The sequence below is a fragment of the Lactobacillus sp. CBA3606 genome (assembly GCF_002970935.1).
Taxonomy (GTDB): domain Bacteria; phylum Bacillota; class Bacilli; order Lactobacillales; family Lactobacillaceae; genus Lactiplantibacillus.
In genome coordinates, this window is the sequence record NZ_CP027194.1 from 1962163 (window position 1) to 1984208 (window position 22046).

The window sequence follows — 22046 nt, forward strand, 5'->3', positions numbered from 1 at the left end:
CGTCTGGTGGATTTGTTAAGCTTAAGTTGTTACTAAGTCAAATAAGGAGGCGCGCGATGTTTTATGATCAAACTTCACAAACGGTATTGACTGATTTAGCTACGAGCCGGCAGACCGGCTTATCGGTAGCTGAGGCCCAACAACGACTTATTAAGGCTGGCAAAAATGAAATGCAAACTGACCCGCCGACTCCGATTTGGTTAGTGTTGTTGCGGAGTTTTAAAGAACCCTTAGTGATTATTTTATTGTTGGCGGCATTATTATCAGTCATTAGCGGTAGTTATGACTTAATTCAGACTGGCAATGGGGATCATGCCCGGTCATCATTTTATGAAGCAATTGCCATTATCATTTTGATATTGATTAACAGTGGCTTGTCCGTCTGGCAAACGGTGAATGCGCGAAAATCATTGGCGGGATTAAAAGCGATGAATAATCATCAAGTGGCCGTGTTACGTGATGATTTATGGGATAAAGTGGCGGCTAACCAGCTGGTCACCGGTGATATTATTAGTGTTAAAACCGGCGACTTTATTGAAGCGGATGTTCGTTGGATTAAAGTTTCGGAACTGCAAGTGCTCGAAGCACATTTGACTGGCGAATCAGAGCCGATTATGAAAACGGTTACTGAACTAGCAACCGCCACTGACTTAGGTGATCGCAAAAATATGGGTTATTCAGGCTCAACGGTCACTAATGGGGCGGGCTATGCCGTAGTTGTGGCGACCGGAATGGCGACCGAATTGGGCAAAATCGCTAGCTTATTACAAACGACGCCAGAGCAAAAGACCCCGATTGAAAAGACGATTAACGAGCTGACGCACAAGTTAATGTTGGTTGCAGGTGGCATCGTGATTTTCACCTTGTTGGCGGGTAGTCTGAAAACTTGGTTGACGACGGGGAGCTTCTCATTTACGAGCTTTATGGCCTTGTTAGCCACGGCGATTGCCTTAGCGGTGGCGGCGATTCCCGATGCGTTACCAGCAGTATTGTCAATCGTCTTGACGATTGGGGCGACGGTATTAGCCAAGCGTAATGGGCTCATTAAATCGCTTAATAGTGTGGAAACTTTGGGGTCCACGACGTATATTGCTTCCGACAAAACCGGCACCTTAACTAAAAATGAAATGACGGTCACACGCTTTTTTGCTAATGGAATTGATTTTGAGGTTGAAGGTCGCGGTTACGAGCCGTTGGGCGAGATTACGCCGTCAGCTCAAGTGACGGCGGCGCAGCAATTTATCAGTGCTAGTATTTTGGATAATGAAGCCAATGTGTCTAAAACTGAAAATGGGGCCTATGTACCATTCGGTAATCCGACCGATGTGGCGTTGGTTGTTCTAGGCTTAAAAGCGGGCTTGGATCGCGCTGAATTGTTAAATCAACCAGCAACGGCTGATGTTGATATCCTGCGCCTGTTTCCATTTGATAGTACCCGTAAGTTAATGAGTGTGGTTATCAGAAGTGGTCAAACCTATAAAGTGATTACCAAAGGGGCGCCAGATGTGCTATTGAAACGAGCCGTAGCGGTTGAATTAAATGGTGAACGGGTCCCGATTGCGACGGGGCGGGCGCCGTTTACTGCTAAGATTGATGAGTTTGCCGCAGCAGCCTTGCGTACCTTGGCGGTAGGTGAGCGGGTGGTCACCAAAGCTGAAGCCCTGGATTTGCCAATGGCTGAATTGGAACAGCAGGTAAGGTTATTAGGATTGGCGGGTATTATTGATCCACCGCGCGAAGAGGTGCGGCAATCGGTCGCCACGTTACACCAAGCAAAGATTAACGTGGTTATGATTACTGGCGACCATGCTAAAACGGCCCAAGCCATCGCTGTAAAATTAGGCATTGTTGCCGCCGATGGGCCAGCCGCTATGGAGGGGCAACAGCTTGATCAATTAACGGATGATGAATTATATGAAAAGGTGCCGGCAATTCGGGTGTATGCCCGCGTCTCACCGGAACACAAACAACGGATTATCCGACAATTACAACGGCATGGCGAAGTGGTTGCCATGACTGGCGATGGCGTGAATGATGCGCCCGCATTGCGAGTAGCGGATATTGGGATTGCGATGGGGATTAACGGGACGGATGTCACCAAGGATTCGGCCGATTTAATTCTATTAGATGATAAATTCACGACCATCGAACATTCTGTCGCAGCTGGCCGAACTATTTTTACTAATATTAAAAATTTTATGCGTCACGAGTTAACTACCAATGTGGCCGAGGTCTTGTCCTTGTTGTTCGGCCTATTGTTGATTACACATGATATTGGTCAAGTTGGCAGTAATGTGCCAACGCTGACCGCATTAATGGTGCTATGGGTGAATATGGTTAGTGATGCGTTACCATCGTTTGCATTGGGATATGATGTTCCCGAAGCGGATATTATGCAGGTGCCTCCACGGAATACGCATCAATCCATCTTGGCGAATGGCATGCTACCACGGGTGCTGGTGCGGGGGACGGTAATGGGCCTGACGGTGTTTATCGCGTTTATCTGGGCTGCCAGTAGTGGTATGTCCATTCAAGCAGCTCAAACCGTGGCCTTTTTAACCTTAGTTTTTGGGCAACTCTGGCATGTATTTGATGCGCGGAGTGCCAAAACGCTATTTCACCGCAATCCGTTTAGTAATCCAAAATTAGTGTTAGCAGTGGCTTTTTCAGCGCTAAGTTCGCTGTTTGTGACGATGTCGCCGTTCTTTAACGAAGTTATGGGAACGGCCCGACTAAGCAAGCTGGTCTATCTGATGGTTATCTTCTTACCAGCAGTGCCCGTACTAGTTATTTCAGCGATTAAGGCATTAGTTTTAAGTAAGCGATAAACTGGAATCTAGTCTCAAAAAAGGACACCTCGGTCAGCATTATCCGACCAAGGTGTCTTTGCGATTTTCTTTAAAATGATTTAGCCAATTGCGGCAATTGTTTTCAAGAACCAAGCATTAAAAGCCGGGGCATCAATATCCACACAGACGGTTGCGTTGGTTTGACCCGCATGGTAAGCGCCACGAGTATCACCAACGGTTTCGCCATTGGCGGGGCCTTCCGTCTGTACGTCAATCCACATCGCCTTAGTTGTAAAGGCTTCTGGATGTAGGAGATAGAACAATGTATTTACATCATGCATGGGCAAGCCAGTCTGATCGCCATCTTGATAATGGTTGAAGAGGGCATGTAGCATGGCGCCAGTCCGGCCTAGACTTGGTAATTGTTGCATGGTTGCCGGTGTTAGCAGTGCTTTCATTGTGACGTCGAGACCGACCATCGTAATTGGCACACCCGCGGCATACATAATTGCGGCCGCATGTGGATCGGTAAAGACATTAAATTCAGCCGCACTGGTCATATTACCTTGACCTAAGGTGCCCCCCATCGCAACGATTTCTTTAATGTGTGGCAAAACTTCTGGATAAGTTTTAAAAAGTAGGGCGATATTAGTGTAAGCACCCGTGGGGACTAACGTGATGGGGTGTTCAGCTTGCATAATATGATCACGTAAAGCTTCAACCGCCGTTTCGGCCAGCGGCTGAGCTAGATCAGTTGGAAAATCATAACCTGGCATGCCTGAAACGCCATGCACCCGGACAGCATCTTCAAACGGTTTGATTAACGGTTGGGCTGCGCCGGCTGCGACGGGAACGGCGCTATTGAAAAAGCGCGTTAATTTTAAAGCATTTAAAGTGGTTTTATCAACGGTCACATTGCCGGCAACGGTCGTGATGAGGTCTAAATCAAAGGCAGGATGGTTGATGGCAATGGTGATTGCAGCGGCGTCATCAATCCCTGGGTCCGTATCCATAATAATTTTGGTTGACATAAGTATTCCCTCCAAATGGTGTTAAGTTTAGTGATACCACTGTGTATAGCAGTGTTCAATTAACTGAATCGTTTGTTTGGTGATTGCCGGTGTCATGACCGGACTAGTGAGCTGGTGGTGACTTAGTAAGTCGCAAAAATGATTGATTTCAAAAACAAATTCACTTTGCTGGGTGACTTTAAGTTGTCGTGGCGGTTGGTCATTTAAAGCTAAGGTCGCATGGTCAGTTTTCCAATAATTGGGAATGGTGATAGTCCCTAAATCGCCGTGAATCACCATTTGACTGGGTTGTGGTTGGGCGGCCGTAATTAAGAGGTTAACCAAGCAGTCGTCAAGGCTCAGACTGAGGGCGGCTTGGGTATCGGTCAGGCCGGTCGGAATTGTGGCGACCCCGGTGACTTCTAGGGTGGTGGGTGCCAACAAGTATTGGAGATAATCTAAAGCGTAGGCGCCACTGCCATATAGCGCGCCGCCACCAGCCGCACGGTTAGTGAACCAACCAGTAGGGTTACCCCGCGGATGATATTCTGTGATGTTGATTGTGCGTACGGTACCCAGCGTTCCAGCCTGCAATAACTGTTTGATCTGTTGGGTGATCGGTAAGAAAACGGCTTTTTGCGCTTCCATTAACAGGACCTGGTTTCGCTGTGCAAGGTCAAATAAATCATTAGCTTGGGTCACCGTCATGGTAAAGGGCTTTTCTAACAACACGGCTTGGTGATGTTCAAGGGCCAATTTAGCCAACGGAAAATGGCCGGCATTATAGGTTGGAATATAGACAGCATCTAATTGCGGATTATCAACTAGCGCCGTGTAAGTTGGGGCCACGGTAGCAATGTGACACTGAGCGGCTAGTTGTTGGGCTTTAGTTTGTGAACGAGCTGCAATGGCTAGCGGGGTGGCAACTGGTGATTCGTGCATCCCGGCTACGACACGTGGCACAATTGAAGCAGCACTTAAAATTCCAAATTTGACTGGCATAACCAATCACGACCTTCCAAAATAACTTAGTTCTATTTTAGCATAACCGCAACAGTGAATTCGATTGCATTTGCCGCGTAACTGCCGTAGCATGACAGCAGAACATAGAATATTAGGAGGCAGTTATAATGGGAAAACCACGCGTGATTTTAATTACCGGGGCGTCATCAGGCATTGGAAAAGCGACGGCCCTGAAGCTACAGGCACAGGGTAATATTGTGTATGGAGCGGCTCGCCGGATTGAAAAAATGACGGATTTAGCAGCCAGTGGCGTGCATGTCTTAAAGCTCGATGTAACGGAAGAGGCCACGTTAGTCGCTGCCGTCAAAACGATTAAAACTGAACAAGGTCGGTTAGATATTTTAATTAACAATGCCGGTTATGGTTCTTACGGCGCCCTAGAAGATGTGAGCTTAGCAGAAGGCGAGTATCAGTTTAAAGTCAATGTTTTTGGTGTGATGCGTTTGATTCAACTCGTCTTACCAATGATGCGGGCGCAACATGCCGGGCGGATTATTAATGTCTCGTCGATTGGTGGCAAAATCTATCAACCATTAAGTGCCTGGTACATGGGGACCAAGCATGCGATTGAAGGCATGAGTGACGCATTGCGGATGGAAGTGGCGCCCTTTGGTATTCAAGTTTCAATTATTGAACCCGGTGGGATTAAGACGGAATGGGCTGGAATTGCTGAAGAAAAGTTGTTAGCCATTTCAGGTGAAACGGCTTACGCTAAACAAGCCGTCAAAGTTGGGGCCATGTTGTCGTTATTTGATGAATTTGCGTCGAATCCGGGTGTCATTGCCAAGTTAATGACGCGAGCGGTTAATGATGAGCGTCCAAAAACACGCTACCATGCAGGGATGGGCGCTGGCTTATCGTTAACGGCTCGTCACTGGTTATCTGATCGTCAGTTCGATCGAATGATGGGGCAAATGGTGACTGGTGCGGCTAAGTTAGCCAAGTTACAGCATCGTGGTCAACGGGCAGGTAAGGCCCACTATCGCCGCACAACGAATTAAATGTTAGGTGAAGCATGCAACGCTGCTACTCTGCAGGGTTGCTTTTTTTATTTTGCCACAGCTGAAATAGATAAAAACATTTAAATTAACATTTACGTATCAGCGTGTTAATATAATTAATGTAACTTTTGAAATCACAGCGTTTGAAATGATGAAAGCATTTTAGTGCGGTTTTAAAGTGGGTTATGCTAGGATTAAAAATATTAAGGGAAAAGTACGGGAGGGTAATTATGCAGACCTTGATTCAAACATTAGTTGAACGACGAGGGGATTTATTAACAGCGTTGTGGCAACATTTGGAAATTTCACTAGCAGCGTTAGTCTTAGCCATGGTGATTGCGATGCCATTGGCTATTTGGGCGGTTCGGCGACCTAAAATGGCGGAAGTATTATTGCAATTAACCAGTGTCTTACAAACGATTCCTTCACTAGCTTTGTTGGGACTATTGATTCCACTAGTCGGGATTGGGACGGTACCAGCCGTGATCGCGCTAGTGATTTATGCGTTACTACCGATTTTTCAAAATACATATTTGGGTATTTCAGAAATTGACGAGTCAATTGAAGAAGCTGCGGATGCTTTCGGCATGTCACGAATGCGGAAACTCTTTAAAGTTGAACTGCCAATTGCGATGCCACAAATGATTTCAGGGATTCGGACGGCGTTAGTTTTAATTATTGGGACGGCGACGTTGGCGGCCTTAATTGGGGCCGGTGGTCTCGGGACCTTTATCATGCTGGGAATCGATCGTAACGATACGTCCTTACTATTAATCGGGGCCATTTCATCGGCTTTACTAGCGATTATTTTAAGTGCAATTGTTCGTTGGTTCCAAACGGCTAAAGCAAAATCAGCTTTAATTGTTTTCGTGGGGATTTTAGCTTTACTTGGTGGCGGGGGTGCTTACAGTGCCTATGCTAACCGGGTTGAAACGATTACGATTGCCGGTAAGCTAGGTTCGGAACCGGAAATCCTGATTAACATGTATAAGCAATTAATTGAAGCCAATGATGAACACGTTAAAGTCACTTTAAAACCTAATTTTGGGAAAACAACTTTTCTATTCAGCGCATTAAAAAATAGTCAAATTGATATTTACCCAGAATTTACAGGTTCAGTGTTAGAGACCTTAGTCAGTGGCAGTCATCCGCAGCATTTGACGGCTAATCAGACTTACCAATTAGCGAAAAAGCGGTTGGCTAATCAAGATGATTTGAGACTGTTACAACCAATGAAGTATAACAATACGTACGCTTTAGCAGTCACAAAGCAATTTAAAAAGGCGCATCATTTAACGACCATTAGTGACTTAACTCAAGTCGAATCGCTTTTAAAACCAGGGATGACGCTAGAGTTTATTGATCGTGATGACGGGTTAAAAGGGTTAAAGAAGGCTTATGGGTTAGATGTCACTGCGAAGTCGATGGAACCAGCGCTCCGATATGAAGCGATTAGCAAGGGGCGGATTAACTTAGTGGATGCTTATTCCACCGATAGTGAATTGCGTCAGTATAACTTAGCTATCTTAAAAGACAACCAGCACTTTTTCCCAACTTATCAGGGGGCACCGCTGATGAAAGCCAGCTTTGCGAAGAAACATCCGCAAGTGGTGGCCGCTTTAAATAAATTAGCTGGCAAGATTTCAGAAACTGATATGCAAGAGATGAACTATGAAGTTAACGTTAAAAATGAATCGGCCGCTAGTGTTGCGAAACGGTATTTAGTGCAACACGGTTTATTAAAGGAGGGCAACTAAATGACTGCAGCAATTGAATTTCAACATGTGCAAAAAAACTTCAATGATAACGTGGTCATTCCAGACCTGAATCTAACGGTGGCGCAGGGCGAATTGTTCGTGTTAGTAGGTACTTCCGGTAGTGGGAAAACCACGTCGCTTAAGATGATTAACCGGTTAGAGCCCACCACGGCTGGCAAAATCTTGGTCAACGGTCAAGCCACCACCACCGTGCCCCTCCGGGAATTGCGGTGGCAAATGGGCTACGTGTTACAACAGATTGCCTTATTCCCAACGATGACGGTGGCACAAAATATCGCAGTCATTCCGGAAATGAAAGGAACGCCGAAAAAAGAAATCAACCAAACGATTGATGACTTATTAAAAGAAGTTGGGTTAGATCCCAGTGTTTATCGTGATCGAATGCCAGACGAACTATCTGGCGGCGAGCAACAACGGATTGGCATCTTACGGGCGATTGCCTCACACCCTTCGATTGTCTTAATGGACGAGCCTTTTAGTGCGCTAGATCCGTTGTCACGGCAACAGTTACAAGATTTGGTGCTATCATTACATCAACGCTATGATAATACGATTGTTTTTGTTACCCATGACATGAGTGAAGCTTTAAAATTAGGTGATCGGATTGGCATCATGCGTCAAGGGCAACTGTTACAAGTTGATACGCCAACGGCTATTGCGCGCCATCCGGTGAATGATTTTGTACGTGATTTCTTCCATGCGAGTCGGGCCAAAAAAGTGTATGACATTTACGTTGGTCGAGTCGGCTTAGTTCAAGGTTATTTGGCTAACAAACCGACTGTGGCGGCCGGGAAGATTGAAACAGTCGATGGTCAAGCGACTTTACGGACGGCGTTTGAAGCATTAGCGACCCACGATTATTTAGCCGTGATTGAAGAGGGTCAGGTTAAAGGGTATTTAGATCGACAGATTGTGATGCGTTATTTGAGTCAACATGAACCAGATTAGGTCGTTACGATAAAGGCAAACCTTAGGGGGTTAAACTAATGGCGAAACAATATGATGTGGTTGTAATCGGTGGTGGTCCGGCTGGCGGGGCTGTGGCAAGTGGCTTAAAGGCCCAAGGTAAGTCGGTTTTAATTATTGAAGCTGATTTATGGGGCGGCACGTGTCCTAATCGGGGCTGTGACCCGAAAAAGATTCTGTTGAGTGCGGTTGAAGCCAAACGGCGCGCGCAAGATTTACAGGGTCACGGCTTAAAAGGCGTGCCTCAAGTGGACTGGTCAGCCTTGATGACCACCAAACGTGGGTATACTGATGGCATTAATGACGGGACGTTACACGGCTTACAAGCCAGCGCGATTGACACATTACATGGACAAGCCTACTTTCAGGCTGATGGGCAACTCACGGTCGATGGGACCGTGGTTAACGGTACTGATTATGTGATTGCCACCGGTCAACAACCGACGATTTTGCCGATTGATGGTCACGAGTATTTTCAAACGAGTACCGACTTCTTAGACCTAGCGACTATGCCGAAGCGGGTGACATTTGTGGGTGGTGGCTATGTTGGGTTCGAACTAGCTGGCATTGCACAAGCAGCGGGCGCTGACGTCCATTTGATTCACCATAATGAGCGGCCGTTGAAGGCGTTTGATCAAGAGCTAGTGACGGCATTAATGGCGAATATGACGACTATGGGGATCACGTTTGATTTGAATGTGGACATTAAACGCTTAACTAAACAAGCAGACGGTATTCATTTAACCGACGATCACGGCTTCGAATTGACAACTGATTTAGTGATTTGTTCAGCTGGACGTCAACCTAATATTGCCCATCTCGGGTTAGAAAATATCGGGGTGGCAACGAACCGCCGTGGTGTGCAAGTTAATGATCATTTGCAAACGACGAATCCGCATGTCTATGCGATTGGTGATGTTAGCGATACGGCAGCACCAAAGTTAACGCCCGTAGCAGGCTATGAAGCGCGTTACTTAGTTGGTGAATTGACAATACCTAGTGCGGCCATTAGTTATCCGGTTATTCCGACGCAGGTCTTTTCAGAATTGAAGTTGGCACAAGTTGGTGTCACGCCAACGCAGGCGGCAAAACAACCGGCACAGTATACGGTTAACACGTTAGATATGACAAAATGGTTCACCTATTATCGGTTGCAGACGCCACAAGCGTTGGCTAAGGTCGTGATTGATCAAGCGACCGGTTTATTAGTGGGGGCAACGTGCTTAAGTGAAATTGCGGATGAAGTCGTGAATTACTTGATGATTTTGATTCAAAAACAAGTGACGTTGTCAGAATTACAACAGTTGATTTGGGCGTACCCAACACCAGCTAGTGATTTACAATATTTATATTAAGGTGTTATCAAAAACAGACTGCTAATTTTAGCGGTCTGTTTTTGGTGTATCCGGGATTAAAGTAGCGAAAAATGGTCCTAGCGAGTTTTAAAAATTGCCCCCGTTAGGTGCTTGACTATGCTATATTTAGGCTAAACTCAAATCACGACGACGATTGCGACAGCGATAATGTAACCGGATTCGTGAATGAAAGGAATTTATTATGTCGATTCGTTTAATTGCCTTAGATATTGATGATACGCTGCTTAATTCGGAGGGTAAACTACTGCCAAGTACGATTACAGCTGTGCAACAAGTCCAGGCCCAAGGGATTAAAGTGGTGCTCTGTACTGGCCGACCTTTAGCGGGTGTGCAACCCTATCTGACGGCGCTTAACATTACTGGTGATGACCAATATGTGGTGACTTATAATGGTGCCGTGATTGAAGCGGTTACGGGACGGGTGGTGGCGAAACAGTTGGTAGCCAATAGTTATTATCGTGAATTGACGGCGTTTGGGCAACAACAACATATCCCATTTAACGTGCTCGATGATGAAAGTGTCATCTATACGGCTGACCACGATGTGAGCTGGGTGACCGTTGTCCAAGCTTGGGAGAATCAGGCTGGACTTTTAATTCGCCAACCGGACGAGTTACCAGCTGATTTTCAAATCACAAAAGGGTTATTCGTAGGAGCACCCGAACAATTAGATGCTGTCGAACCGTTAGTTAAGCAAAAATTCGGCAAATCCTTATACGTCGTTCGCGCTGCCGCTAACTTTTTGGAACTGATGCATCCGGGAGTCAGCAAGGGCCAAGCGCTTCAAGCTTTGGCACAGCTGTTAAAGTTTGATGCGCGTGAAATTATGGCAGTCGGCGATGAGCAAAATGACATTACCATGTTTGATTTTGCGGGAACCGCGGTTGCAATGGGCAATGGTTCGGCAGCGGCTAAGGCCCATGCTAACCATGTTACCGGAACCAATGATGCTGACGGCTTGGCGGCTGCCATTCAGCGGTATGCTTTAAATTAAGCTGTATTAAAAAATGACTGCTTGATTGGCTAGGCCAATTTAAGCAGTCGTTTTTTAAAACTAATTAAACCCGAACTTGATGTTCGATGGTGAATAAGCCCGGGGCCATGCGAGCAATTAATGGCGAAACATCACCAACACTGAGTAAGGTCAAGTGGTGCATGGCACGTGATGCAATGGTATAGAGCAAGCCAACGGAGCGGTCGTCAGGGTAAGTCTTGGCCGAAACATCATAAGCAATCACGGCATCAAATTCTAACCCTTTGGCGAGATAAATCGGCATGATGATGACGCCTTGGGGCATGGTGCGGTCGTTGTCAGCCATCAGCGTTGCGACGGTATGGTGTTTGAGATATTGATACACTTTTTTACTTTCGGCTAGGTCTTTTGTGAGAATTGCGACGGTGGTGGTCGTAGTGAGTTGCCGGTTCACTTCAGTCAATAACCCCTTTAAGGCATTGGTCTCGCCGTAACGCAACATGACTTTCGGCAGGTCGCCTGCGCGGGTGAAGGCTTGGATTTGGTCGCCATCCGGCAGTAAGGCTTTAGCAAAGTTGGTGATTTGCATGGTTGAACGGTAGCTCTTGTTCAACGTAATCAAGTTGACCCGGCGAACGGCGAACGCGGCCTTTAAGCGGGTGAGCAATTCTTTGGGAGCTTCGATACCCTTGAATAAGGCTTGTTCACTATCGCCAAGCAAGGTGAACTTAGCTAACGGAAAGGCATGTTTGATATACAATAATTGCGCAAGTGAATAATCTTGCATTTCATCAACAAAGATTGACTGCATCCGTCGATTTTGACCACTACCGGTTAGAATATCGCGTAGGAGTAATAGCGGCGCACAATCGATTAGTGCGATTCGATGATATTCGATGCCTGTTTGGAAAGCCTTTTGCCGAGCAGTCCATTGTTCAGCCGTAATCGGGGCTGGCCGGTCGATTTGGGCTAAAAAGTCGTTATATTGTTCATAAGTATCGAGAAAATACCCATTATAGATTGCATTGTAGACTTGGCGGAGCCGTTTAGTTACAATCTGTTGTCCAAGATAGAAGACTTCATCGTCTAAAGATTGAAATTCACCACGACGTTTATGCCCTAGCAAATCATGATAGTCCTCATCATTTAATTGATCAATAATATCGTTGACCCAATCAGCTTGTGCCTCGTGATCAATGCGTTTTTTTAGCTGCTTAATTAACATATTCTTGAGCGCCAAGAACCGGTCGGCTGGCTGCATCGCCGCTGGTAAAGCTGTCGCCAACTGGGTGATGGTCTGCTTAGAGAAGAAGACTTCGCCATTGAAGACAACATCTGTAAATCGAAGCTGAGCGGCGGGCAATTCATGACAGTAGCGCTCAACTTGTTGCATAAATGCGGCGCCTTCCTGAAAGTCACGGATGGCCGGATTAAGGGTGGTTGCTTGGTGGTCTTGTTCGTAGCGTTCGAAGAGACTTTCAACAGTCAATCCTTGAAAGCGAGCGCTTAAAAATTCAGCCAGCGTCACTTGCCGCATATTGCGTTCACCTAGACTAGGTAGCACTTCCGAAATGTAATGACTAAAGAGCCGGTTAGGTGAAAATAACACCATTTGGTCGGCTTCTAATGAGGCCCGTGAGTGATACAGCAAGAAGGCAATGCGTTGCAGAATGGCGGACGTTTTGCCGGAACCAGCGACGCCCTGCACAACGAGCAAATCACTGTAAGTATCGCGAATAATGTCATTTTGTTCTTTTTGAATCGTGGCGACAATGTTTTGCATATACGCATCATTTTGTTCACCTAAGACGTTTTGTAAAATTTCGTCACCAACCGTTTCGTTGGTGTCGAACATGTTTTTAATTTGCCCCTGATTGATTTGAAATTGGCGTTTCTTGAGTAATTCGGTGCTTTGTTTACCGGCTGGGGCTTGGTATTGCACCTGACCTAACGTCCCATTGTAGTAAACGGATGAGATGGGGGCGCGCCAATCATAGACCAGGAAGTTCTGGTCGGCATCGACGAAAGAGGCCGTGCCGATATATAAGCGTTCGGGCGCGTCGTCCGGGCTATCTTGAATATCAATGCGGCCAAAATAGGGTGAATTACTGAGGTCTTTTAAGACGCCAACTTGGCGTTTTAAGATTGCTTCAGACTCAACCGCGCGTTCGACCATTTGCTTTTGCTGTTGCAATGCCGCATTGGTTTCAATACGGTCATCCACTTCAAAGGTATTGACGGAGTTATTATCACCATAGTTTTTCTGAATCACATCGGTTTCAAGATGGGCTTGGTTTAAGAGATGATCGGTCTGTTTGGACCGTGCTTTAACCTGTTCAACGACTTGGTCCACCCGCTGTTGTTCTTGTTGCTGTTCTTGGTTTGATGTTGTCACTGATAACAGCCTCCAGTCTTAATTGTATCCATTTTGCTTGAATAATTTTAGGCGGATTTAGGGGTAGTGTCAATTAAAGCGCCTGGGTTTAGCTTAATTTATGTAAGTCGGCACTGACTGCTTAGGATTTGTTTTGACAGCGGTGCGGGTAACGCTTAAACTAAAGATAAATAATCGTTGAAGAAAAGAACAGTAAGGCGTCCAAATAACAGAGACTTAGTAGTTGCTGAAAGCTAAGATGGACTAATGAATTGGCTTTTTGGAGATTCGGTGAAAACCGGGAACCCACCCTTATCGGTTGAATGAGTGGCAGAATAAAATTCTGCAATTTAGGTGGTACCACGGTAATGCGTCCTAATTGACTATTGTTTTAGTTGATGAGGACGTTTTTTTTTGAAAGGAAGTTTTAAACATGACAAAAAAAGTAATTTTAACGGGTGACCGCCCAACCGGTCGTTTGCACATTGGTCATTACGTCGGATCGTTAAGAAACCGCGTGGCATTACAAAATTCAGGGGACTATGACTCTTACATCATGATTGCGGATAATCAGGCGTTGACGGATAATGCGCATGATCCTGAAAAAATTCGTAAAAGTTTGTTACAAGTGGCGATGGACTATTTAGCCGTCGGGATTGATCCTGAAAAATCAACGATTTTAGTGCAATCACAAATTCCAGCGTTAACTGATATGATGAATCAATTCTTAAACTTGGTCACGGTGGCCCGGTTGAATCGGAATCCCACAGTTAAAACTGAAATTAAACAAAAAGCTTTTGGCGAGAGTGTGCCAGCCGGATTTTTCGTTTATCCAGTGAGTCAAGCAGCCGATATCACAGCCTTTAAAGCCACAACAGTGCCCGTTGGTGATGATCAAGAACCTATGTTGGAACAAACGCGTGAAATTGTCCGGAGCTTTAACAAGACTTATCAACAAGCCGTCTTAGTTGAACCAGAAGGTTATTTTCCACCTAAAGGATTAGGGCGAATCCCTGGGTTAGATGGGAACGCCAAGATGAGTAAATCCTTAGGTAATGCGATTTATTTGGCGGATGACGCCGATACCGTCCAAAAGAAAGTTATGTCCATGTATACTGACCCAGACCATATTCACGTGGAAGACCCTGGTAAGGTAGCCGGCAATGTGGTTTTCACTTACTTGGATATTTTTGGCACGGACCAGGCTAAGATTGCGGACTTAAAGGCCCAATATCAACACGGTGGTTTAGGTGATGTCAAAATTAAACGTTACTTAATTGAAGTTTTAGATGGTGTTTTACGGCCAATTCGGGAACGGCGGGCCATTTACGAAGCTGATCCAGCTCAAGTGATGGCAATTTTGAAAGCTGGCACGGCCAAAGCTAACGTGGTTGCTGATCAGACTTGGCGTGAGATGCAAGCGGCGATTGGTATTAATTATTTCGATTAAGCGCTAAACGCATTTAGGTCATTTATGCGCATCAACAAGCTATTGGTAGTCATTCTGATTTTGGAATGACTGCCATTTTTTTGCTCTCCGCCCACTATTCAGCCACGCAACCGGTTTAACGGCGCCCAAACACTGTTTTCGCCAAGCGGATGGAAGCATGATAAAATGATAACCAATTATAATTGATAGAGGAGCGTTTAGTAGTGACAGAATCAACATTTTGGCAAGCATTGGCAACGCAGGCCCGTTCAGAACAGCGGCCATTTTTTACGATGGCGCCAATGGAAGCCGTTAGTAATACTGTTTTTCGACAGGTTGTTGCGCAAGCAGCGGCTCCGGATGCGTTCTTTACTGAATTCGTCTATGCGCGCAGTGTCACTGATGCGACCACGAAATTCCCCGTACATGGGCGGCTATATGTGGCACCAGCAGAGACTAAAGCGCCAGTTGTCCAGCTTTGGGGCCAGACGCCGGCTGATTTTGCGACCGCGGCCATGGCGGTTAAACAACAAGGCTTTCAAGCCGTTGATTTGAATATGGGCTGCCCAGATGGCACGATTATTAAACACCATGGTGGTAGTGACTTGATTCGACATCCTGACTTGGCAGCTGAATGTATCGCAGCGGCGAAAACGGCGGGGTTAGCGGTGAGTGTTAAAACACGGTTAGGCTATAGCAAAGTTGCCGAGTATCGCGCTTGGGTCACAACGTTATTACAACAAGATGTGGCCTTATTAACGATCCATTTACGAACTAAGCAAGAGATGAGCAAAGTTGGGGCGCATTTTGAACTCATTGATGAGTTGATTCAATTACGAGATGCGATTGCACCACAGACCTTATTACAACTAAATGGGGATATTCCAGATTATCAAGCTGGGTTAGCTTTGGCGCAACAGCATCCGGGATTAGATGGCATCATGATTGGTCGTGGCATTTTTGCAAGTCCGTTTGCCTTTGCGAAACAACCCCATCAGCAGACGTTAGCGGAGTTACTCGGGTTACTACGACTGCAATTAGATTTGTTTGATGAGTTTGCAACAAGCTATGATGTGCCCCGCTTTCCAGCCTTAAAACGGTTCTTTAAGATTTATGCGCGGCCAGAATTAGGGGCGACGGCGCTACGGAACCAATTGATGGCAGCAAAATCAACGGCGGCCGTGCGGCAAATTTTAACTGATTTTGAGGCACAGTTAGATTAATAGGCAATCAGGCTCACGACTTTTTAGTGTCGGGGGTCTTTTTGATTGGCCTGCAACCTTACATCCGCAACGTACCGGCTTTAATGTTAAAATAAAATAATAACTAAAAATGTAAAGTGAGCGTGGTGTTGATGGAAAACTTAGCAATTGTGGACTTGGGATCAAATTCGGCGCGAATGGCAGTTAATCGCCTGCACCCCAACGGCACGGTTGAAGAAATCAAACGCGTCAAAGAAGATACGCGGTTATCAAAAGGGATGGGTGCAGCGCATATCCTACAACCAGCAGCGATTGAGCGGACCATCAAAGCGCTATTAAATTTTAAGCAACTTTATGAGCATTTACCAAATACCAAAGTCATCGGGATTACGACGGCGGCGGTTCGAATGGCTAAAAATCAAACTGAATTCTTGGCGCGAGTCAAAAAAGAAGTGGGCTTAGACCTCCAAGTCTTGGCTGGTGACGACGAGGCTTACTATGACTACTTAGGCGTTGCGAATTCGCTAGTTATTCAGGATTGTTTGATTCTGGATACCGGTGGCGCCAGTTGTGAACTGATTTTAGTGAAAGACGGTCGCAAGCAGCAACTGATTAGCGTGCCCTTTGGGGCGGTGACGCTGTCGGAACAATTCCAACTTGATGATTTGGTGCCCGCAGCTAACCTATTTCGAGCACAGATGTTTTTACGTAATCGGTTAGCAGATATCTGGTGGCTAAGTGAAGCCATGCATTACCCAATTGTTTTACTAGGCGGGGCTAATCGGACACTGGCACGAATTAATCGTCGCCGGCAGAAAAAGTTAAAAGTAGAAGATATTCATGGCTATCGCTTAAAAACAGAAACGGTCTATCATACCTTCTTAGACTTATTAAATCGGTCACGCCAAGGCCGGCAAGATATCTCCGGTATGGAGTATGGCCGGGCAGACATTATTGTCGGGGGCATGCTACCGTTAGTTACCCTGTTGCAAATGTTAGACAGTGACCGTGTGATCTTTTCAGAAAGTGGTGTCCGTGAAGGCATCATTTCAGAATATTTAAATCAGTAAACTGAATTTGAAGATAGGACTGATTATATGACGGCTGATTTTCGCCATTTTTACCAAAAAGATTGGGCTGAACGGACGGCCTTAGTAGCTGAACAAGCACAGTTGTCAGCAGCGGAAACTGCGCTGTTTAAAAAGCATTATGACCCTAAACATCGTGAGATTATTGAAAATTATTTAACGGATTATGCGGTGCCGATGGGTGTGGCCGTGAACTTTGTCGTGGATGGCACGCCGCGGCTAGTGCCGATGGTGACTGAAGAGCCATCGGTGATTGCGGCAGCTAGTAATGGTGCCAAAATTGTGAAGCGTGCAGGTGGCTTTAGCACAAGCGTGACGCAACGTGCAATGATTGGTCAAATCGTGTTGGAACAAGTTGACGACGTGGCGGCCACCACGCAACTGATTACGGCACAGCAAACCGCACTTTTGGCCGTTGCAGATGCGGCCCATCCAAGTTTACAACGGCGGGGTGGCGGTGCCCGGCAATTACGTATTCGGCGCTTAGGTCAGGGGTATTTATCAATTGATTTATTCGTTGATGTGCAAGCTGCGATGGGGGCTAATATGCTCAATAGTATGTTAGAGGCCGTTGCCAAGTCGATTGGTGTGTTGACCAAACATAATGCGTTGATGAGTATTTTGTCTAACTATGCAACTGCCAGCTTGGTTCGGGCTAGTTGTCGCCTGCCGGTTAGTCTGTTGCAAGCTGGGCGTTATTCGGGCCAATTAGTGGCCCAAAAGCTGGTAGCGGCCAGCACGGTGGCCCAGTTAGACCCCTATCGGGCAACGACACATAATAAAGGCATTATGAATGGCATTGATGCCGTCGCCATGGCAACTGGAAATGACTGGCGGGCGTTAGAGAGTGGCGCCCATGCCTATGCGGCCCGTGACGGTCAGTATCGGGGCCTAAGTACCTGGACGTTGACCGGTCAGGAATTGGTTGGTACCATCGAATTGCCGTTACCGGTAGGCATTGTTGGCGGGTCAATCAAGATCAATGCGTTGGCCCAACTGAATCAACGTTTATTGGGTGTAACAACAGCCACTGAACTGGCTAAAACCATGGCAGCGGTGGGCTTAGGCCAAAACTTAGCGGCTTTACGTGCGCTAGTGACAACCGGGATTCAACAAGGCCACATGCATTTGCAACTGAAATCGCTAGCGTTAGCGGCTGGTGCGACCACCGCTGAGTTGCCAGTTATATTACAACGTTTAGAACAAGCCCCACAACAAGACTTAGCCACGACCCAACAACTTATCGCCACTTTAAGGCAATCAAAGGAAGAGACGCATGACTAAAATTAACTTAAATCAAGCAGTGTCAGATTTATTAACGACGACGAATTCATTGTTTCCAGGGAATGTGACCGTAACTTTTGGTGAGACGGTTTCCGGATATGTGCGGCATGACCAAGCCCAACAAGTGATGACAGCGGGGGATATCGAGATTCACGTTAGCGATGTAACGGCGCCAAATTATACGGCGTCACATGAACTCTTACATTTATTACTACTGTTACAAGGTTTTCCGCAAGTGACCTTTAATCTAACGACGCGAAATGACCAATTAGATGAGCAGTTAATGGCAATCGCAATGGAATTATATGATTTGGTAGCGCATATTCTTGTCGTTCAAAAGCAACGCCAACACGCTTTAATTGACGACGACATTGAAGCCCGCTACTTTGACGGGGTCGCGGCGACGATTGAGCCCGAAGATCCGCAAAAAACGGATGCGATGATGACACTACGACTGTTGACATTAACGGACTTATTGGTCTTTTTCGATGGTCAACTGACACCAACGCGAGCGGCTAAAGTTGCCGCTGATTATCCGCAAGCTTGGGCAGCTGCCCAGCAGTTATACGCTGGAATGACGGCTAAGCCAGTGACGACACCTTTTGCCATGCGGCGTGCGGTCGTTAAATTGTTCAATGCATTTGACGCTCAGATGACGGCGTGGCAGTTGCCATTATTACATGGGAGTGAATTCGTGACCGTTCAAAGTGTGTTGAGTGAACGCCAATTGCGGTTAGAGGTGCGGCAATTATTTGATGTTTATCATTCTGAAATGGTTGATAAGAACAAACATACACGGGCGTACATTGGGTTGAATAAAGGTGATCGGCAAAATGCCTTTGTTATTCCTGCGCCGGCCCAAAAACGAAGCGACGCCTTTTTCAAGACGCTGTATGCAAAATCAGTGAAAGACTTATTAACTGACTTACAGGAACCGTTTACGATTCGGTAATGGTCGTAATGGAAGTTGCTATTTTTTTGAAGGGGTGACCGTTTGATGATAACGATTGGACTAACAACTTGGACGGAACATCCGCGCCTGCTAGGTGGGACGGATAAATTAACTTTGACGGAATACTCGGGCGTCTTACCGGTGGTTGAAGTGGATACACCTTTTTATGGTATTCCCAAACCAGGTACCGTTGCCAAGTGGCAAAAAGCGGTCCCGGCCAGGTTTCAGTTTATTCTTAAAGCGAATCAAACGATGACCTTGCACGATTCGTATGAAGATGGCATTTCGATGGAAGCTTTGAAATTAGCTTATCGAAATTATCGGGCCATGTTAAAACCATTGTTGCAACATCAACAATTAAAGGCGATTTTATTTCAATTTCCACCGTTTTTCGAACGGTCAACACGAAATTTTCACTATTTACAACGGCTGGTAACTTGGCTACCAGGTTTGCCAATCGCAGTTGAGTTTCGTAATCAAAGTTGGTATGAACCCGGTGTGAAAGACTCAGTTTTAAGTTTTCTAAAAGACCTAGGTATTATTCATGTGGTGGTCGATGAACCGCATGCTTTAAATGATGGGGTTAGCTTAGAACCAGTCGTAACCAGTCCTAAGCTTGCCATAGTCCGGTTACATGGGCGTAATCAAACGGGCTGGTCTACCAAAGGGCCTAACTGGCGGGGACAGCGAACCTTGTATCGGTATAGTGCCTCCGAGTTAGCTGAGTTTAAGATCTTGGTGGCCCAATTACAAACTCAAACGCAGGAAGTTTGCGTTATTTTCAATAATAACGCTGGTGGCGATGCCGCAGATAACGCCTTAGCATTAAAGACATTACTGGGCGTTTCTTTTGGTGATTTGGGACCACAGCAGTTGGATTTGTTTTAGGCGTACAGAAGAACACTAAAAGAACAGGGCGTGTTGCCTAAAGCATGTTAATCTGAGCTTATAAGTGTTGATAGCGCAGATGAACAAAATTTAGGAGGTAATTCTGGTGGCACAAGTGGCGTCTAAAGATAATAATTTAGCGTTAGATCAGCGTAAATTTGCCGAAATGGTTGTGAATTCGCATCGCGTTTCGGATGATTTAGATCCTGAAGCCATTGTTAAACGCAAGTTAACTTTGTATTTAACAGCCTACTATATGGCTGAAAGGTTCAATAAATTAGAAGATGGTCATTTTCATGGTGAAATGGGTACGGTCCATTATCAGAAGTTGTTACAACAGTTAAAAGATGAAAAATTTGGTGACTGGTAGTCGAAGTAACCACACTAAGCAAGCGTTTGAGGTAAACTCAGACGCTTTTTTTGCGGCTATTATTCAATTTTATGGCATCGTTTAGCTGGAAGTGTTCTTTAGGTGTTCTTACCCATGAAAATGATATCGAAAACGTTTTCAATGAGATATGCTGAGCATATAGAAAACTTAAGGAGGAGCTGAAATCATGTTACTGACAATAATTTCGTATGCCATGATTGTCGTCTTCATGTTTATTATCATGAAGAAGAAGCTATCACCATTCACGGCATTAGTGCTAGTACCGTTAGTTTTTGCAATTATTGCGATGGTCGCCGGGGTTGCTAAAAAAGGAACCATCGGTGATTTTGTTTTAGAAGGGATTAAGACCACCGCCAACACTGGAATTATGTTATTATTTGCCATTCTTTATTTTTCAATTATGTTAGATGCTGGTTTGTTTGATCCAATTACTAAGAAAATGATCTATTTTGCCAAGGGTGATCCAATGAAAGTCCTGATTGCAACCGCCGTGGTGGCCGCTGCGGTATCTCTAAATGGGGATGGCACCACGACAACATTAATTTGTTGTTCTGCTTTTATTCCAATTTACAAAAAATTAAAGATGCGGATGATGAATTTAGGGGTTTTAGTCATTTTACAGAATACCATCATGAACTTATTGCCTTGGGGTGGTCCAACTGCGCGAGCAATGGCAGTTTTAGATGTTGACGCTAGTATCTTAGCTTATGTTTTACCCGGTATGATTTTGGCATTAGCCTATGTCACTTTTATTGTGGCACCGAGTATGGGTAAAAAAGAACGTAAACGATTGGGCGTTAAAACATTAACAGTAGCCGAAATTGAAGCTATGACCCAAGTTACTGATCCTGAGGTGGCAGATATTCGGCGCCCTCAGAACTTTGCTTTTAACGGTATTTTAACGATTGTGCTGATTGCTTGGTTAGTTGCTGGATCTTTTATCAAAGCGCTGGAAATGCCACCATTGCTTTTGTTCTTAGTGGGAACCTGTATCGCTTTGATGGTTAACTATCCTAAATTAAAAGATCAGTCCAAACGTATTGGAGCCAATGGTGGCGATGCAGTTCAAGTGGTCATCTTAGTTTTTGCGGCAGGGGTCTTTATGGGAATATTCCAAGGAACTGGGATGGCAACGGCATTGGCTCAAAGCTTTACCCAAATTATTCCACATCAATTAGCTGGTTTCTGGGGGATTGTCATCGCAGTTATTTCAGCACCTGGCACCTTCTTCCTATCAAATGATGGCTTTTATTTCGGGGTTTTACCAGTCTTGGCGCAAGCTGGGCGTGCGTATGGATTTACTAATATGCAAATGGCGTTAGCATCGCTAATGGGTCAGGCATTCCATTTACTTAGTCCACTCGTGGCTTTTATTTACTTACTACTGCGATTAACGGGGTTAGATATGGGAGCTTGGCAAAAAGAAACGGCCAAATATGCCTTAGGTGTTTTTGCTATCTTTGTGGTAACGATTCTTTTAACAGGGCATATGCCATTTTACATTCCGCAGTGAGTTTATTTT

General features: G+C 45.6%; 17 protein-coding genes and 1 other annotated feature. Of the genes, 14 read left to right on the plus strand and 3 right to left on the minus strand.

The genetic code is table 11. The features are described from left to right. The first annotated feature begins 56 nt into the window (after positions 1-56). The gene (locus C5Z26_RS09530) at positions 57-2828 is read left to right on the plus strand and encodes a cation-translocating P-type ATPase (RefSeq protein WP_105449728.1); all 2772 of its coding nucleotides are present in this window, start codon (positions 57-59) and stop codon (positions 2826-2828) included. 80 nt (positions 2829-2908) lie between these two features. Here the strand turns inward: C5Z26_RS09530 and rihC are convergent, their stop codons facing one another. Together rihC and C5Z26_RS09540 are read right to left on the minus strand one after the other, a co-directional pair. After that, positions 2909-3820 carry a ribonucleoside hydrolase RihC gene (gene rihC, locus C5Z26_RS09535; protein ID WP_105449729.1) on the minus strand — a complete coding sequence of 304 codons (912 nt, stop codon included), beginning with the start codon at positions 3818-3820 and terminating at the stop codon, positions 2909-2911. Positions 3821-3847: 27 nt separating this feature from the next. After that, positions 3848-4801, minus strand: coding sequence for a Gfo/Idh/MocA family protein (locus C5Z26_RS09540; RefSeq protein ID WP_105450170.1), 954 nt, complete (start codon positions 4799-4801; stop codon positions 3848-3850). 128 nt (positions 4802-4929) lie between these two features. Between C5Z26_RS09540 and C5Z26_RS09545 the strand changes: the two genes are divergently transcribed. The 5 genes from C5Z26_RS09545 to C5Z26_RS09565 all read left to right on the plus strand — a co-directional run bounded on the left by C5Z26_RS09545 (position 4930) and on the right by C5Z26_RS09565 (position 10937). Then, the gene (locus C5Z26_RS09545; protein ID WP_105449730.1) at positions 4930-5823 is read left to right on the plus strand and encodes an oxidoreductase; all 894 of its coding nucleotides are present in this window, start codon (positions 4930-4932) and stop codon (positions 5821-5823) included. A 230-nt stretch (positions 5824-6053) separates the two neighbouring features. Continuing rightward, entirely contained in the window at positions 6054-7580 is a 1527-nt protein-coding gene (locus tag C5Z26_RS09550; protein WP_105449731.1) for an ABC transporter permease/substrate-binding protein, read from the plus strand. After that, a complete protein-coding gene (locus C5Z26_RS09555) occupies positions 7581-8549 on the plus strand; it encodes an ABC transporter ATP-binding protein (protein WP_105449732.1) in 969 nt (322 codons plus the stop codon). A 38-nt stretch (positions 8550-8587) separates the two neighbouring features. After that, a complete protein-coding gene (locus tag C5Z26_RS09560) occupies positions 8588-9922 on the plus strand; it encodes a dihydrolipoyl dehydrogenase family protein (RefSeq protein ID WP_105449733.1) in 1335 nt (444 codons plus the stop codon). A gap of 202 nt (positions 9923-10124) precedes the next feature. Beyond that, on the plus strand, positions 10125-10937 hold the full coding sequence (locus C5Z26_RS09565; RefSeq protein ID WP_105449734.1) for a Cof-type HAD-IIB family hydrolase: 813 nt from the start codon (positions 10125-10127) through the stop codon (positions 10935-10937). Between the two features lie 64 nt (positions 10938-11001). Here C5Z26_RS09565 and helD read toward each other — a convergent pair whose 3' ends face one another. Then, a complete protein-coding gene (helD, locus tag C5Z26_RS09570) occupies positions 11002-13311 on the minus strand; it encodes an RNA polymerase recycling motor HelD (protein ID WP_105449735.1) in 2310 nt (769 codons plus the stop codon). Between the two features lie 168 nt (positions 13312-13479). Then, positions 13480-13671 (plus strand) — a binding site (T-box leader). 52 nt (positions 13672-13723) lie between these two features. Here helD and trpS point away from each other — a divergent pair. The 8 genes from trpS to C5Z26_RS09610 all read left to right on the plus strand — a co-directional run bounded on the left by trpS (position 13724) and on the right by C5Z26_RS09610 (position 22037). Next, positions 13724-14740 carry a tryptophan--tRNA ligase gene (gene trpS, locus C5Z26_RS09575; protein ID WP_105449736.1) on the plus strand — a complete coding sequence of 339 codons (1017 nt, stop codon included), beginning with the start codon at positions 13724-13726 and terminating at the stop codon, positions 14738-14740. A gap of 203 nt (positions 14741-14943) precedes the next feature. Beyond that, on the plus strand, positions 14944-15942 hold the full coding sequence (locus C5Z26_RS09580) for a tRNA dihydrouridine synthase (protein ID WP_105449737.1): 999 nt from the start codon (positions 14944-14946) through the stop codon (positions 15940-15942). Between the two features lie 131 nt (positions 15943-16073). Then, positions 16074-16991: a Ppx/GppA family phosphatase gene (locus C5Z26_RS09585; protein ID WP_105449738.1), complete on the plus strand. Its 918-nt coding sequence runs from the start codon at positions 16074-16076 to the stop codon at positions 16989-16991. 27 nt (positions 16992-17018) lie between these two features. Then, positions 17019-18293 carry a hydroxymethylglutaryl-CoA reductase, degradative gene (locus C5Z26_RS09590; RefSeq protein WP_105449739.1) on the plus strand — a complete coding sequence of 425 codons (1275 nt, stop codon included), beginning with the start codon at positions 17019-17021 and terminating at the stop codon, positions 18291-18293. Next, complete coding sequence (locus C5Z26_RS09595; protein WP_105449740.1) at positions 18286-19245, plus strand: IpaB/EvcA family protein; 960 nt, start codon at positions 18286-18288, stop codon at positions 19243-19245. The genes C5Z26_RS09590 and C5Z26_RS09595 overlap by 8 nt, the downstream gene beginning before the upstream one ends. A 45-nt stretch (positions 19246-19290) precedes the next feature. After that, positions 19291-20133: a DUF72 domain-containing protein gene (locus C5Z26_RS09600; protein WP_105449741.1), complete on the plus strand. Its 843-nt coding sequence runs from the start codon at positions 19291-19293 to the stop codon at positions 20131-20133. Between the two features lie 166 nt (positions 20134-20299). After that, the gene (locus C5Z26_RS09605) at positions 20300-20503 is read left to right on the plus strand and encodes a hypothetical protein (protein WP_105450171.1); all 204 of its coding nucleotides are present in this window, start codon (positions 20300-20302) and stop codon (positions 20501-20503) included. A gap of 187 nt (positions 20504-20690) precedes the next feature. Further along, positions 20691-22037, plus strand: a complete 1347-nt coding sequence (locus C5Z26_RS09610) for a CitMHS family transporter (RefSeq protein ID WP_105449742.1) — start codon at positions 20691-20693, stop codon at positions 22035-22037. The last annotated feature ends 9 nt before the right edge of the window (positions 22038-22046 follow it).